The sequence below is a fragment of the Streptomyces sp. NPDC001851 genome (genome assembly GCF_040297165.1).
In the GTDB taxonomy this organism is placed as follows: domain Bacteria; phylum Actinomycetota; class Actinomycetes; order Streptomycetales; family Streptomycetaceae; genus Streptomyces.
The window spans coordinates 262,955-276,735 of the sequence record NZ_JBEOYR010000005.1 but is presented as its reverse complement, the minus strand read 5'-3'; the positions used below and the strand labels follow the sequence as shown (position 1 = coordinate 276,735).

Annotated in this window: 12 protein-coding genes; 9 read left to right on the top strand and 3 right to left on the bottom strand. The window is 69.1% G+C overall.

Annotation, left to right across the window (positions count from 1 at the left end):
• Window positions 1-40 precede the first annotated feature (40 nt).
• Together ABT171_RS09645 and ABT171_RS09640 are read left to right on the top strand one after the other, a co-directional pair.
• The gene (locus ABT171_RS09645) at window positions 41-454 is read left to right on the top strand and encodes a winged helix-turn-helix transcriptional regulator (protein ID WP_351241610.1); all 414 of its coding nucleotides are present in this window, start codon (window positions 41-43) and stop codon (window positions 452-454) included.
• 791 nt (window positions 455-1,245) lie between these two features.
• Window positions 1,246-2,109, top strand: coding sequence for an alpha/beta fold hydrolase (locus ABT171_RS09640; protein WP_351241608.1), 864 nt, complete (start codon window positions 1,246-1,248; stop codon window positions 2,107-2,109).
• 693 nt (window positions 2,110-2,802) lie between these two features.
• Here ABT171_RS09640 and ABT171_RS09630 read toward each other — a convergent pair.
• Window positions 2,803-3,114, bottom strand: a complete 312-nt coding sequence (locus ABT171_RS09630; protein ID WP_503074587.1) for a helix-turn-helix transcriptional regulator — start codon at window positions 3,112-3,114, stop codon at window positions 2,803-2,805.
• An 813-nt stretch (window positions 3,115-3,927) separates the two neighbouring features.
• Here ABT171_RS09630 and ABT171_RS09625 point away from each other — a divergent pair.
• The 4 genes from ABT171_RS09625 (at window position 3,928) to ABT171_RS09610 (ending at window position 8,123) form a co-directional block, all read left to right on the top strand.
• On the top strand, window positions 3,928-4,968 hold the full coding sequence (locus tag ABT171_RS09625; protein WP_351241606.1) for a vWA domain-containing protein: 1,041 nt from the start codon (window positions 3,928-3,930) through the stop codon (window positions 4,966-4,968).
• Window positions 4,965-5,585, top strand: coding sequence for an HAD family hydrolase (locus ABT171_RS09620; protein ID WP_503074628.1), 621 nt, complete (start codon window positions 4,965-4,967; stop codon window positions 5,583-5,585). Before ABT171_RS09625 ends, ABT171_RS09620 begins: the two co-directional genes overlap by 4 nt.
• Window positions 5,586-5,632: 47 nt before the next feature.
• Window positions 5,633-7,105, top strand: a complete 1,473-nt coding sequence (locus tag ABT171_RS09615) for a cellulase family glycosylhydrolase (protein ID WP_351241764.1) — start codon at window positions 5,633-5,635, stop codon at window positions 7,103-7,105.
• 79 nt (window positions 7,106-7,184) lie between these two features.
• Window positions 7,185-8,123, top strand: coding sequence for an aminoglycoside phosphotransferase family protein (locus ABT171_RS09610; RefSeq protein WP_351241604.1), 939 nt, complete (start codon window positions 7,185-7,187; stop codon window positions 8,121-8,123).
• A 134-nt stretch (window positions 8,124-8,257) separates the two neighbouring features.
• Here the strand turns inward: ABT171_RS09610 and ABT171_RS09605 are convergent, their stop codons facing one another.
• Together ABT171_RS09605 and ABT171_RS09600 are read right to left on the bottom strand one after the other, a co-directional pair.
• Window positions 8,258-9,103 (bottom strand): DUF1206 domain-containing protein, encoded by an 846-nt coding sequence (locus ABT171_RS09605; protein WP_351241603.1) that lies wholly within the window; start codon window positions 9,101-9,103, stop codon window positions 8,258-8,260.
• A 294-nt stretch (window positions 9,104-9,397) separates the two neighbouring features.
• Window positions 9,398-9,940 (bottom strand): GNAT family N-acetyltransferase, encoded by a 543-nt coding sequence (locus tag ABT171_RS09600; protein WP_351241602.1) that lies wholly within the window; start codon window positions 9,938-9,940, stop codon window positions 9,398-9,400.
• A gap of 260 nt (window positions 9,941-10,200) precedes the next feature.
• On the opposite strand from ABT171_RS09600, the gene ABT171_RS09595 reads away from it, so the two are divergent.
• The 3 genes from ABT171_RS09595 to ABT171_RS09585 all read left to right on the top strand — a co-directional run bounded on the left by ABT171_RS09595 (window position 10,201) and on the right by ABT171_RS09585 (window position 13,556).
• The gene (locus ABT171_RS09595) at window positions 10,201-11,640 is read left to right on the top strand and encodes a hypothetical protein (protein WP_351241601.1); all 1,440 of its coding nucleotides are present in this window, start codon (window positions 10,201-10,203) and stop codon (window positions 11,638-11,640) included.
• Window positions 11,641-11,704: 64 nt separating this feature from the next.
• Window positions 11,705-12,460, top strand: a complete 756-nt coding sequence (locus tag ABT171_RS09590; protein WP_351241599.1) for a hypothetical protein — start codon at window positions 11,705-11,707, stop codon at window positions 12,458-12,460.
• 430 nt (window positions 12,461-12,890) lie between these two features.
• On the top strand, window positions 12,891-13,556 hold the full coding sequence (locus ABT171_RS09585) for a hypothetical protein (protein ID WP_351241597.1): 666 nt from the start codon (window positions 12,891-12,893) through the stop codon (window positions 13,554-13,556).
• The last annotated feature ends 225 nt before the right edge of the window (window positions 13,557-13,781 follow it).

Here is a 13,781-nt window from a genome sequence, read left to right as displayed (position 1 = left end):
CACACCGTCCGGTAGGCATCGGACGGGGCAGGATGTGCGTATGGGAGAGGTGGACGAGGACGAGGACGACCTGGGCGGGGATCCGTTTGCGGCGGACTGCCGGGCTCGGATCGCCGTCGAGGTGCTGGCCAACCGCTGGGACAGCGTGGTCATCTACGTCCTCGGCGAGTCGGGCCCGATGCGTCCGCGCGCGCTGCTGGCCCGGATCGGCGGGATCAGCCCCAAGGTGCTCAACGAGGCGCTGCGGCGGCTGGAGTACAACGGCCTGGTGGGGCGGCGTCGTTACGCCGAAGCGCCGCCTCGCGTCGACTACGCCCTGACCGAGGCCGGCACCGCCCTGCTCATCCCGATCCGTGCCCTGGGCGCCTGGGCGGCGGCCTACGGAGACGAGGTGCTGGCGGCACAGGAGTGCTTCCACCGGGGCCGACGCGTCTCGGACGGTCCAGCCGGATGACAGACCGTCGGACACCCCAGTCGCGGGGTTCTGCGAGGAGGTCGTCCACCACGTGAGATCGAATGGTGGGCCCACGGTTGTCCGGGACACCCGGTAGGTGCCCGAAGCCCTCGGAGCCGACCCCGTAGTTGAAGGTCACTACGACGACTCCGGAGCCGGCCAGCGTGGGAGGACGCGCTCGCGGCCCGCCCACGAACTGCGCACACCGGGATTCCAGCGGCTCGTGCCTCGGCTCCGCGACGGCCCACATGAGAGCACGCTTGCCGATGCATGGTTCCCCGACGAGCGCGACGACTCGCCCCGGTCCCTTCTTGAGTCCGGCCTAGGCTCCCGCCGACGCCCGGACTTCGGCCTCTCCGAGGACGCCGCAGACGGAAAGGGCGACCTGCGGCGGCGGGGTCGACGACATCGCAGAAGCGTTTAGTCCGCCTGCCCGAGCGGCAGTTGGTGCCGGGTGGCCTGAGTTCCACCGGTTTCACACCGGATTACCCGCAACGCTGGTCATGATGGCAGGGTTCCCGCGCCAGTGCGGTGATGAGAAGGCTCGTCCGGGTAGTGCGGATGATCTTTCACTGAGTAGTGTGAAACATCGGACCATGGGCGGCCGTTCGCACGCAGCCCTCGTCTCCACGCTTGACCGCTGACGCTTGCCATGCACGAGACGTCTCCGCGGCTGCATGGTGCTCGCAGGACGACTTCTCGCTCCTCGGCCACAAGGTGGGTCGCGGCGTCGGGAAGAGCGACGCGCGTGCCGCCGACGCCGCAGAGGACCAGAAAGTGAGTGTAGACAGATGCAACCGACGTTCGTACTGGTTCACGGAGCCTTCGCGAACTCCTTCTCCTTCGCACCGCTCCAGGCCGAACTGGGCCTCCTCGGACACCGATCGGTCGCCGTCGATCTTCCGGGGCACGGGTTCGCCGCGACGTACCCGCGCGCCTACCAGGCGCCGCAGGACCTCGGAGAGCTCGCCACCACGCCCGGGGCCATCAAGGGCGTCACGCTCGCCGACAACGCCGCGCACCTCATCGGAATACTGGAACGGGCCAAGCGGAACGGGCCCGTCATCCTCGTCTCACACAGCCGCGGCGGCATGACGGCCACCGTCGCGGCCAACCAGCGGCCCGACCTGATCGACCGTATCGTCTACGTCTCCGCCTGGTGCCCCGTCGACCTCGAAGTCAGCGCCTACTACGCCGAGCCCGAGATGGCCACGGTCGATGCCGCGGGGCTGGCCGCGGCGATGGTCGGGAACCCTGCCGAGCTCGGGCTGCTTCGCTCCAACTTCCGCACCGCCGACCCTGACGTGCTCGCGGCCTTCAAGGCAGCCTTTCTCGCCGACGGTACGGACGAGGAGTTCATGGTCTTCCTCAACACCTTCCAGCCCGACGAGAACCTCGACGCCGGTACACCCGACGACCGGGCACAGGCCGGCACCTGGGGGCGGATCCCCAAGACGTACATCCGGCTGACCGAGGACACCAGCGTGCCGCTCGCCATGCAGGACCGGATGATCCGCGAGGGCGACGCGCTGACGCCGGAGAACCCCTACGACGTCCGTACGCTCACCAGCAGCCACCTGAAGTGGCTGGTCGACCCGGCACCGGCGGCCCGGGTTCTGGGTGAAATCGCCGCGCTCTTGCCGGCCGAATCGTGATCAGAGCCCGATGAGGCGAGCCTCGGCGGTGACAGTGCCGAGGCGGACGTACAGCGAGGGTCGAAGCCCGGAGGCCGTCCGCCGCGTGAACCCCGGTGCGGGCGGGCCGCCTTGTGGTCCTTCTTCTCCGGGACGACACGGCGGATGTCGCGCTTTCGGAGGTGGGTGCGGGTCGTGCGGGTGCTGTACGCCCTGTCGGCGACCATGCCGCCACGGTGATCACCGTCGCCACCATGGTGGTCACCGCCGTGGTCACGGTCACGGTCCCCGGAGAAAGCGCCGGTGGAGCGGCCTCGGTCGGGCCGAGGTCGTCCGCCGAGGCCGCGCCCGTTCTTCGCCGAGGCTGCCGCAGACGGAACAGAACACCGCAGGCGTTCCGGGTCGCGAACCGGCGGCATCCCTGGCACAACCTGAGCGAGGCCGCCGAGCGGAGCGTCGCCCAGCACCCCGCTGTGTGCGCGTTCTGACGCCCGGGGCACCTCGACCAGAACCCCGGGGCAAACCCGGCTGACCGATGAGCCTGCCAGATGATGGCGCTCTTCGAATACGGTTCTCACTGTGTTTCCGTGAAGCCGCAGGCCCGTGGTTGGTACGCGGGATCATTCCGCTGGCGTCTGCCTGGCCATGGCGGGTGCCGAAACCGCAGTCGCCCGGCCGGTCGATGGCCCGGCGCCGTGCTGCCCGGCCTCCTGGTCAGCGCTGGCGGGTGCGGAAGCCGCCGGGGGTGTCGCCGGTCTCGCGGGTGAAGAACTCCCCGAAGTTGGCGGGTTCGGAGAATCCGAGCATCCGGCCGATCTCGGCGACGGGCAGGTCGGTGTGCACGAGCAGGCGCTGCGCCTCCAGGGCGGCGCGGGCGTCGATGAGATCTTTGGCGCTGCGACCGGTGGCGGCCTGGCAGGCCCGGGTCAGGGTGCGTGGTGAGTAGCCGTGGTAGCGGCGGACCGTCTTGCGGTCGAGGCCGAGGCGGCGGGCGATGTCGCTCAGCGGATGCCCGGCGGCGACCATGCGGGGGACTTCTGCGTGGTGGTGGAGTACACGAAGGCGATCAAGGAAGCCGACGCCGGACGCCTTGGAGGCCGCGGACCGCTGGCATCTGCTCCAGAATCTCTCTGACGCGGTCGAGGAGACGTGCCATCAGCACCGGCCGTGCCTGAAGAAGCACGCGGAACGGGGATGTGACCGCCCGATCCGGATGCCGCTGGTGGACGCACTTCCGCCCACGCGCATCGTCCAACGCGGAAGGCGATCTCGTTCCACCCCGAGGACCCACAGTGCCCGCTCCGATGTCGGCGGCTCCTCCAGCAGCCCCACCAGGCGGGTCCGGCCCGCCGCCGGGTTCAGCCTGCGGCACAGCCGCTCGCCGGCCCGGCCGCAGAGCTCGACGGCCACCGTCGTCAGCCACTCCTTCAACCGAGGCTGGACCGACGGCGACGCTCCGGCAGCCGATCGACTGATCGACGAACGTCCTGCGGGCGTACGACTTCCTGTCGCAGAAGAAGCGCCGTACCCGCAGACGCACGACCAACTTCTGTGCGCCCAAGGGGCGTTCGGACCGGGTGCGGCGGTAGATCGAGTGCACTCTGCGTCCCCGCCACCGACACGCTGGGCAACACGGTGGTCGTCCGCAGGCCACAACATCCACGACCAACAGCGCAGCGGTGACACTCACGCCCTCCAATCGCACATCGATCCCGGGAAACAGCACGTCTTCGATCGAAGCGTGGCCGGGTGGGTTCCCCGTCAGGCTGGCGGCCAAGACCGATTGTCAGTGGTGCGTGAGACGGTAGGAGCATCGAGTCGGAAAGAGGGGGAGCTGTCATGTCCGGAAGCCAGAACTACATCAACCACGTTGCTCTCGTGCTGGATGCCAGTTCGTCCATGTCGCATCTGAGCGGCAAAGTCGTCGAGGTCGCAGACCAGCAGATTGCCTACCTCGCCCGCCGATCGAGGGAACTGGACCAGGAAACCCGCGTCACGGTGTACGTCTTCGCGGACAAGGTGGAATGCGTCATCTACGACAAGGACGTGCTGCGGATGCCGTCGTTGAAGCAGCTGTATCGGGTCGGTGGAATGACGGCTCTGCTGGCGGCCGCGCTGAAGTCACAGGGGGAGCTGGCGCAGACGGCTCAACTGTACGGCGACCACAGCTTCCTGACATTCATACTCACCGACGGCCAGGAGAACGCCAGTCATCGCTGCCCGGATGCCCCTGCCAGGAACCCCCGTGAACTGGTCAAGGCCGTGGCCGAGTTGATCGAGACTCAGGAGGACAACTGGACGCTGGCCGTCCTTGTGCCGGACCAGATGGGCAAGCGCGAGGCCATGCAGTGCGGCTTCCCGAAGGACAACATCGCCATCTGGGACGCCACGAGCACGCAGGGTCTGGCGGAGGCCGGGCAGGTCATCCAGCAGGCCACCGAAAAATTCATGGTGGGCCGTACCCGAGGCATCCGGGGATCTCGGGCGGTGTTCTCCACGGGTGCTGAGGCGGTCAACCAGGACACCATCAAGGCGGCCGGCCTCACCCCGGTGAAACCGTCACAGTACGAGCTGATCCCTGTGACTCGTGAGGCGGGGATCCGGGACTGGGTCATCGAATGCGGGCACACCTACCGTACCGGTGGCGCGTTCTACCAGCTGAGCAAGTCGGAGAAGATTCAGGCGAAGAAGCAGATCGCGGTGCTGGAGAAGAAGACGGACCGGGTGTATACGGGGCCCGAGGCCAGAGCTCTGCTCGGACTGCCGGACGTGGAAGTCCGCGTCAAGCCGGACCACAACGACGACTTCACGATCTTCGTGCAGAGCACCAGCGTGAACCGGAAGCTCATCCCGAACACGCGGCTCATGCTCATGCTCTGACGCCTCACCGGCCTGTCGGCCACCATGGTCTGCTACGGCGTCGCGATCGAGGGAACCGGCAGGACGCAGGTGATCGTCTGGCGCGGGGGCGGAAAGGCGCGCGGGGGGGGCGGGAGCGCGTGACCCTGGTCGGGGAGGTCATGGTCGGGCCGGCGGACTGGCTACGCGCGGACTGGACGACGACCGGGCGGGAAGGCAGGCCCGTGCTCAGCGTAGTCATTCTGGTCGCGGGGGTCGAGCAACTCCACCGCCAGGCCGTCGATGCTGAGCTTGCCCCGGTCGACGGCCTGCCCGAAGCTCTTGACGCGCTGGCTCTGCCGACCGACCTGCGTGGTCTCCAGCGTCTCCTACGACAAGGGGCGGCACACCCTTGGCCGCGCTGGACTCTGCGAGCGCTTCGCAGGTCGCATCTACAGCTCCACCGAGGTCTCCCGCGGCAAGCCCGCCCCGATCTGTTCCTGCATGCTGCGCGACAGACAGGTGTCGACCCCGAAGCCTGCGTGGTGGTCAAAGACAGTCAACCCGGCGTCCGCGCCGCACGTGCTGCTCGCCGGTCGCCGGTCGCCCGGGAAGCAAGACGGCTTGCACTACCTCTTGAAGACAGGCCCGGCTACTGATGGGATGCGCGACACCCCGAACCCGACTGGCCCGGAGGTTTCCCGTGGTGCTGCGAACGGCCCTTGCGGCGAGCGCAGTTGTCGCCGCGCTGCTTGCCCCCACGACCGCCCGCCCCCAGCAGACCGCGCACGGCATACCCGCACTCACCGACCAAGACGGGCGTGTCCTCACCCTGCGCGGCTGGAACATCGAGGACAAGGTGAACCGGGGCGAGAAGGCCCTGACGGCCATCACCGAGCGTCACTTCCGCGACATGCGGGCCAAGGGGTTCGACTTCGCCCGCCTACTGGTCTTCTGGGACGACCTGGAACCGCAGCCCGGTCGATACAGCCAGACCTATCTGCGGAAGATCGAACGTCTCCTGGACTGGGCCGCTCGATACGACGTCAAGGTCGTGATCGACGCCCACCAGGACGTCTTCGGACCCGCTTTCGGCCACCGCGGCATTCCCGAGTGGGCGACCAGGACCGACGGACTGCCGTTCACCGCCCATCCGGACGACTGGTTCGCCGAGTACTACGAGCCCGCGGTCCAGCGCGCCTTCACTCATCTCTATCAGGACCAGGACCTGCAACGCGCCCAGGCCCGGGCGTGGCGGGTGCTGGCGAGCCGCTTCGCCCACCACCCGGCCGTCCTGGGCTACGACCTGATCAACGAACCCATGGGCGAGCTGCGGCAGGGGGAGGACCTGCCGGCGGCCGCCCGCCGGATCGAGCACGACCAGCTCACCCCCATGTACAACCGCTTGGCCGCGTCGGTGCGTTCGGCCGACCGGGACGCCTGGGTCTTCGTCGAACCCACCCCGATCGTGGGTGAAGGCGTACCGACCGGCCTCGGGCGCATCGACGATCCGAAGGTGGTGTACGCGCCGCACTTCTACAACGCCGCCATGGAGGCGGGAGCGGACTATGATCCGGGCGCGGGCTGGATCGCGGCCTACGAGCATGCCGTCACCGAGTACCCGAAGCGGTACAACGTCCCGATCGTGATCGGGGAGTGGGGTCCGCCCAACAGCTCCCTGCCGAACATGAAGCGCTTCTACCGTGACGCGATGCGCTCGCTCGGCCGCTACAGCTCTGGCTGGGCGGGCTATGTCTGGTGCTACGGCGGCGGATACTGCGCGGTCGACGACTCCGGCGCCTTCCGCACCAACAAGGAGCTGACCGCGCAACCGTACGCCGAGGCGGTGGCAGGCACGATCCGCTCCGCCTCGTACGACCCCGCCGATGACGTGTATCGGATGACCTACCGAGCGGCGCGGCACGGCCTGAGGCTGACAGAACTGTCCCTGCCCCCGCGCTCGTGGCGGATCACGGCAGACGGCAACGCGGTCGTGCTGCGCCGGGCGGAAGGCAAGGCATGGGTCCTGGCCGCCCCGGGCAGCGAAGTCACCATCACCATCCGTTCCTCGGGTCCGAAGTGCCGGTCGGCGCCCACTGCTGGCCGGAGTCCTGCTCGGTATCTCGGCGTCCGTCTTTCTCGCTGCTGGTCGCTCGCCCCGTTACGGCGACGGCGCTGACCACGGCGGGGTTGGCCATGGGCTCCGACAGGCTCCGTCCGCTTGGTGGCGGCGGCCGGCCGGCGCGTAGGGTGCGGGGATGATCGCGATGCCAGAGGAGTTCGCACAGAGCACCGTCGACCGCGAGGGTCAGGCCGGGGCGGCGTGGCTCGCCGAGCTGCCCGGGCTCGTGGAGGAGTTGCTGGAGCGCTGGGGGTGCGTGCCGGACGGCGAGGTCATGCACGGGGGCGTCGGCGTCGTCGTCCCGGTACGGCGGAGGGCGGAGGAGAGCGCCGTGCTGAAGGTGTCGTTTCCGCATCCCGGCAACGTCCATGAGCCGGATGCGTTCGTTGCGTGGGGCGGGTGCGGTGCCGTCCTGCTGCATGAGCGCGACGACGAGCGGTTCGCGATGCTGCTGGAGCGGGTCCAGCCGTCGACCCTGGCGGAGGTCGAGGACGGCGACGAGGTGGTGACGGTCGCCGGGCGCCTCAATCGCCGCCTGGCCATTCCGGCACCGCCCGGCCTGCCCCGGCTGCGTGAGCAGGCCGATGCCTGGGAGGAGCAGCTGTGCAAGGACGCCGAGGAGCTGCCGCATGCATTGCCGCGTCAGGTGCTGGATGCCGCGGTGGCGACCGTCCGGGAACTGGGCCGGGCCCAGCCGGACACCCTCGTCCATGGCGATCTCCATGCCCGGAACATCCTGCGTGCCGACCGAGAGCCGTGGCTGGCCGTCGATCCCAAGGGGTACGTGGGAGATCCTGCCTACGACGGCGGCACGCTGCTGAAGTCCCGCGCGCTGACGCTCCTCGAAGCGGATGACCTGGGCAAGGCTGCCCACCGTGTCCTGGACGTCTTCGCCGAGGCCGCCGAACTCGACCGCGAACGCGTCCAGCGGTGGGCCCAGTTCCATGCCGTGCAGGCTGCGTTCTGGGGCCGCCGCCACGGCTTTCGTATCGCCCGCAGCGGACCACGGCTGGACTGGCTCACCGAATTCGCCGACCGACTGGCGGAGTCGCTCACCGAACGCCGTAGTGCGTGAAGGTGCTGACCGGGCACCGGCGGACGACGAGTGCGGCCACCGTTGATCTTCGTGGGCTGTGGGTACGTGCGATGAGATGGGGAGACCGGCCCGTCCGAGCAGCGGCGCCGTCGGCGGGGCCGCACTCACCTGCTTCAGAGCCTGCGCCAGCGCGCGTTGCACCAGGAGAAGACGCCGAACGCGGCCAGACCGAGTGCGATCACGCCGAGGAGCCACGGGCCGGCCGGCAGGTCGCGGAAGGCACGCAGCGTGTCGTCCATGCCCTTGGCCTCGCCGGGCTGGTGCCGGCCGGCCGCTACGACGGCGAACACACCGGCCACGGCGAAGACGACGCCGCGCGCCGTGCCTCCGATCACACCGAACAGGTCGGTAATCCGCCTGGCCCTGGACGACATGGCCCCGGTCCTCAGGTTCTCCCGGAACTTCATCCGCACGGCCCGTACCGATATCCACAGCCCGGCGACCACCACGACGGCACCGGCGATGCCCACGAGCCACTGGCCGCCCGGCCATCGCAGAGCCATGGCGGTGACATCGTCCGTCCGCTGGTCGGAAGAGCCGCTGCCGCTCCCCCGGTCTCCGGCCGCGTAGGACAGCACCGAGTAGCACGCGAAGACGTAGAAGACGCACCGGCCGGCCGCAGCCACGCGCTTGGACGGCTTGTCTCCGTTCGGCCCCGCCCCACCGAACACCGCCTCCGACAGCCGCCACAGCGCCATACCGGCGAGCGCGCCACCCAGTCCCAAGAGCATCTCCGCCCCGAAGGGCTGACCGGCCAGCTCCTCAAGCGCACCACCGCGATCGGCCTGCCGCCCACTCCCGTCCTGCCCGGCGGCGATCCGCAGGGCGATCACGCCCACAAGAACGTAGATCAGTCCTCGGGCGGCGAACCCCACCCGGGCCGCCACGGACATCGCCGCACTGTCCGCCGCCCTGCGGGCATGGCCGCGCCCCCGCAGCACCCATGACTGTGCATCCATACCCCGCCGATGCCCCGATCCCTGGAGCCGACACCTCAGCGACCGTCGTCCGGAAGGGCACCGCCAGTACCCCGGCCGCGCTGAAGTCGATCCGCGCCGCCCGGATCGGCGGTGCATCGCTCTGCATCATCCAGGACAGCCCTCCCCGACGTACACATCCTGGGGCAACCCGATCGAGACCCACTTCGGCCGCTGCGGCAGTTCGCCCTGGCCGACACCCGCCACCCCGACGTGCTCGCCGCCCAGCGCAGGGAACGTGTCCGCGCGGCGGAAGAGGCAGCCCAGCGGAGAACGTCAAGTCCTCGTCGTACTACGGGCGATGCGGTACAGCACGTTCGGACGCAGTGGCCCTTCGGGCGCGGTGGGGTCGTCGAAGTCGTCGGCAGGGTCCCGGGTCATGCCGATTCGGCGCATCACCGCCTGCGAACGGAGGTTGGCAGCCGTTGTCACAGCGAGGATCTCGGGAAGCCCGAGGGTGTCGAAGCCGTAGGACAGGACTCTCAGCGCGGCCTCGGTGGCGTAGCCCTGGCCCCAGGCCGAGCGGGCGAGCCTCCAGCCGATCTCCACTCCCGTGAACGGCATGCCGTCATCCACCTGGTCCAAGCCCGCGATACCGATGAACTCGCCCGTGCCCTGCGCCTCAACCGCCCACCACCCGTAGCCTCGCTGGTCGAACTCGGCCTGGAACTGTGCCACCGAGGCATCGGTCTGTTCTCGGGTGAGCAGGTCACCCAAGTGCTCCCGCACCTCGGGATCGGCATTCATCGCCGCCCACGGTTCAAGGTCGGAGTCCCGCCATCGACGGAGGAGGAGGCGATCGGTACGCAGTTCAGCCATACTCCCCAGCCAACGTGAGCTCTGGCCTCACGGCAATCCTATTTCCAGGGACGACCGCCGCCCACGCCGACGGATGCCCCACCAGCACCGCCCCGTACAGGTGGGTCGTCACCGGGTGCCTGACCCGCACATCGTCAGCAGCAACGACGGCAGCGGCGGCAGCGCCTGGGCTCGGCGCCCGGAGGGAACGGCGGGACGGCAGACGGACGAGTGGAGTAGTCCCGGGTGCGCTCCCCTGGCTCGGCCGTGAACCTGGGTCCATGAGCAGGCGCAGAGTGGTGGTGGACGCGCCGGACAAGCGGGGTCTACGTGCGGTCACCATCGACGGCGAGCCGGCGGGCAGTGCCTGGTCCCGACGTGATCTGCGCAGGCAGCTGCGCCACGCGGGGCTGCCGCCCGATATGGACCTGGAGAACCGGGCCTGCGTTTCCTGGCGTGGGGCGGACAGCGCCTCCTGGCCCGACCGCACGGGACGCCGGCGCGCCACGATCGCGCTGCTGGTCGCCGGGCTGCTCGTATCCGCGCTGCTTCTTGCCGACATCGGCATGGTGGACGCCTTGGGGGCACTGACCTTCTCGGGGCGTCTGGGCGGCATGCTGTTCGTGCTCGCGGGAGCGGTGCAGGCCGTCGCGGCGGCCGCGGTGTTCGACTTCTGGGGAAAGCGCACGCTGCGGCACTCGGGCGCTTTGGTGCTGGTGGGTGTATTCATCGCGGTGGCGACGGAGGGCTTGCTGCTGGCCGTATGGTTCGAGGAGCGGGAGTGGACGCCGTACCTGCCGGTGTTCCTTGCCCTCTCCTTGTGGGCGCTGTGGGCGGGGTGGACGGTCTGGCAGGAGCGAGCCTGGAAGGGGATTCCCCACCCCCGGAGTATCACCGCGGCCGTGGCGGCCACCGTCCTGCTGGCCGCGGCCAACTTCGCCTACTCAGCCGTGTACCAGCCCCACGCGGCACTTTCCCATTACAAGGTCGAGGCGTTTTTCGGAAAACCCAGGAAAGATCCGAAGATGCCCGTGACCTACCTCCCGGTAAAACTCCACGTGGCGAATGACGGGGCCGTTCCCGCTTACGTCCTCAACAGCGCCTACTGGGTCGAGGGGCGGTATTCCCTTTTCGACGGAAAGAAGACCACGCTGGATCAGAGGGAATGGCGGGCGGACGCGGAGGCGGGTGTGGACACGGAGCTGTACGTGCAGCCAACCGCGTACCGGACGATCAACAGCGGGCCCGTCGTCCTGGCGGGCGCGTGGATCGCGCCGGGAACGGACTTCACCACGGAGCGGGTGGTCCAGATCCCCGCGGACGCGAAGTACGACATCATCACAGCCAAGATGTCGGCCATCTTCCTGAGAGGAGACCGCGGAAAGATCGATCCGGCTTTGGTGACCCCGATCTTCTCGTGGCACGAGAAGAGGGAAAGGCTTTTCAACTGTTCCCCCGCCCCCTGCCCCGACTATGTGGCGTACCACGCGCGGGTGCACAACGACAACAACATCATCAATGTGACGCGCAGGCCCCGCTACGTCACTTCAAACCGATGGCTCGGCCCACAGGGCAGCGGCATCACCGCTGTGATTTCGTCGTTCAATTCCCGGGGTCGCCTGTCAGCTCATACGGAGTCCTACGAGACGTACGGCGTCGACCAGTACGTCTCCGGGGTCACGCAGATCCCCTTCGCCTCACTGCTGGAAGCCCGATCCTAGGCTGTTGTCCTATGGATCAGGCCGCGGTGCGAGGCCCGCCTGAGCCAGGTGGCAGTCTGGGCTCGTGTTGATCGATGGATTCCAGGACGCCCCGCTCGTTGCCGGGGAGGGATTGCTGGCCTTGCCGGGATTCTGGCCCGCCTACCTGTTGTGGCTGTGCCAGACCGAGGAGAACGATCCCGAGCCGGCGTGGTTCGGTGTCGACGCGGCGGACGCGGACGCGGCGGACGCGGCCCTGGCCGACGAGGAGCAGTGGCCGGTCATCCGGGTTCCGTTCAGCGGAGGCCATGCCGTCGTCATCGTGGGCCGCAACCTCTGCGACGACGCGGGGACGGAGTACTTCATATCCCACCCCGAGTGGGACCGCCACGGCTACCTGGCCACCATCGACGGACACCAGTCCGGCCCCGGGCTGTCCTGGCAGGAGCTCGCGCACATCGCCGGCACACCCGACGAGAGCGCTGCGGGCGTCCACGCACCTCATGCTCGTCTGCTCCTCCTGCTACCGGCGCTCGGTGATGCCGACCTGCCCAGCGAGGCTGTCGATGTGATCGGCTGCGCGCTTGTCCAGGCGGGCGTACCCGCTGGCAACGCCCCCGCGCTCGCGCAAGCCCTCGTTCACGACCATCCCCTGTGGGAGCCGGCCGGATGGTCCCTGGCCTCCGTCTCCCCCCTCTCCGGAGGCCAGGACCACTTTCCCGGCATCCTGTACTGCGACGAACCCGGCAGCCCGCGGTATGGAATCCGCCTCGCCCAGGGCATCACCCGAGACCAGAGCGACCGACTGGCGCGGGCGCTCGGCACCTGGCCCACCACATGACCGCGCACGCGGGCCGGGGGCGGCTCGGGCACGGGCCGATGACCTGCCAGGAGTTGGCCGCGAGGTTCGGCTTGGATCTGCACTCCGCCGTACCTCTTCACCGCCGCGACACCCGCGTTCCACGACGCCGCCAGCAGCTCCGGCCGGGTGCCCGCCTGCCGCTTGGCCCCGGCCAGGAACTTGGCGGCTGCCTTCGACTGCCCCACCGCGCTGCGCAGGCCGGCACCGGCGGTCGGGCGCTGCAGGAACAGTCCGACGATGATCAAGGGGCTGCCCCGTCGTTGCCTATGCTTGGGCCCATGTGATCCAGCTCATCCCCGGAGGTAGAGGCCGAGTTCCTTGGTGCAGCCGATACGGCAGCCTGGACTTGGACGGCGGTACGGGCAGCTGCGTTAGGCGGCCTCACCGACCGCGAGAAGGAGTCGCCACGGTGACGGACAACGGCTTGGCGTGGATGGGCGAGCACTGGTACAGCGGTGCGATCGCCAAGGACGGGATGCTCTCGGACATCAGCCTCACGGCGGTGCGGGGCGTGGACCCCGTGGACTTCGTGGTGCGCCTCGGCGCCGACCGCGGCATGGCCGAACGGCCGCCGCTCTTCAGGGACTTCGACATGCTGAGCGTGAACCCGGGCGACAGCGTGGCGATGTTCGGCCGCAGCGGCGGGTGGACGTACGTCCTGGAGGTCGAGCGATCCACCTGGCACCTCTTCTTCCTCGACCGGCTGGGCCAGGACACCTTGGTGGAGCAGGACGACGAACTCGTCTGCCTGGACCGCTTCCTGCACGAGCACCCGTGGGTGTGCTACGTCGACGCAGCCGGCGAAGTGACTGCCGGCGAGCCCGGTGACAGCCTGCTGGAGACCGCGGTCCCGCCCAGGGACCGGCTCGGGACGTTCGCCGCACTTGACGGGGCGATGCGCCGGGCCGGGGCGGTGCGGGACACCTTCCCCGGCTGCGAGGACCCCGAGGGCGAGGACGAGGAGTTGGCGAAGCGGCTCTTCGCGGCGGTGGGCGAGCATCTCGGGCTGTGGCTGCCGCGTCGGGAGATCGAGCTGGGGCTGCTGTCCGCGGTGCACCTGCCCTCGCCGGTGTGAACCGGTGGCTACGGGGGCGCCGCGCCGCGTGTGAGCGGGGTGGTGCTGCTGGTTGTTCGCGGTCATGGTGCACTTCACGGTCGTGCTGTCGGCGGAGCACGCCGCGCGCATGTCCACGTCGGCACGAGGCCGTCGATGTCGAACAGATGTTGAACAGGTGCACGGTGCCATCCTGCTGGCCCACAAGGGGCTGCACACAGGCGTCCCCGCTGCCGACCGGGTGCG

Bases quoted from the DNA above. Each gene is read 5' to 3' on its own strand.
- ABT171_RS09645 (WP_351241610.1), top strand. From the start codon at position 41: ATGGGAGAGGTGGACGAGGACGAGGACGACCTGGGCGGGGATCCGTTT.
- ABT171_RS09640 (WP_351241608.1), top strand. From the start codon at position 1,246: ATGCAACCGACGTTCGTACTGGTTCACGGAGCCTTCGCGAACTCCTTC.
- ABT171_RS09630 (WP_503074587.1), bottom strand. From the start codon at position 3,114: ATGGTCGCCGCCGGGCATCCGCTGAGCGACATCGCCCGCCGCCTCGGC.
- ABT171_RS09625 (WP_351241606.1), top strand. From the start codon at position 3,928: ATGTCCGGAAGCCAGAACTACATCAACCACGTTGCTCTCGTGCTGGAT.
- ABT171_RS09610 (WP_351241604.1), top strand. From the start codon at position 7,185: ATGATCGCGATGCCAGAGGAGTTCGCACAGAGCACCGTCGACCGCGAG.
- ABT171_RS09605 (WP_351241603.1), bottom strand. From the start codon at position 9,103: ATGGATGCACAGTCATGGGTGCTGCGGGGGCGCGGCCATGCCCGCAGG.
- ABT171_RS09600 (WP_351241602.1), bottom strand. From the start codon at position 9,940: ATGGCTGAACTGCGTACCGATCGCCTCCTCCTCCGTCGATGGCGGGAC.
- ABT171_RS09595 (WP_351241601.1), top strand. From the start codon at position 10,201: ATGAGCAGGCGCAGAGTGGTGGTGGACGCGCCGGACAAGCGGGGTCTA.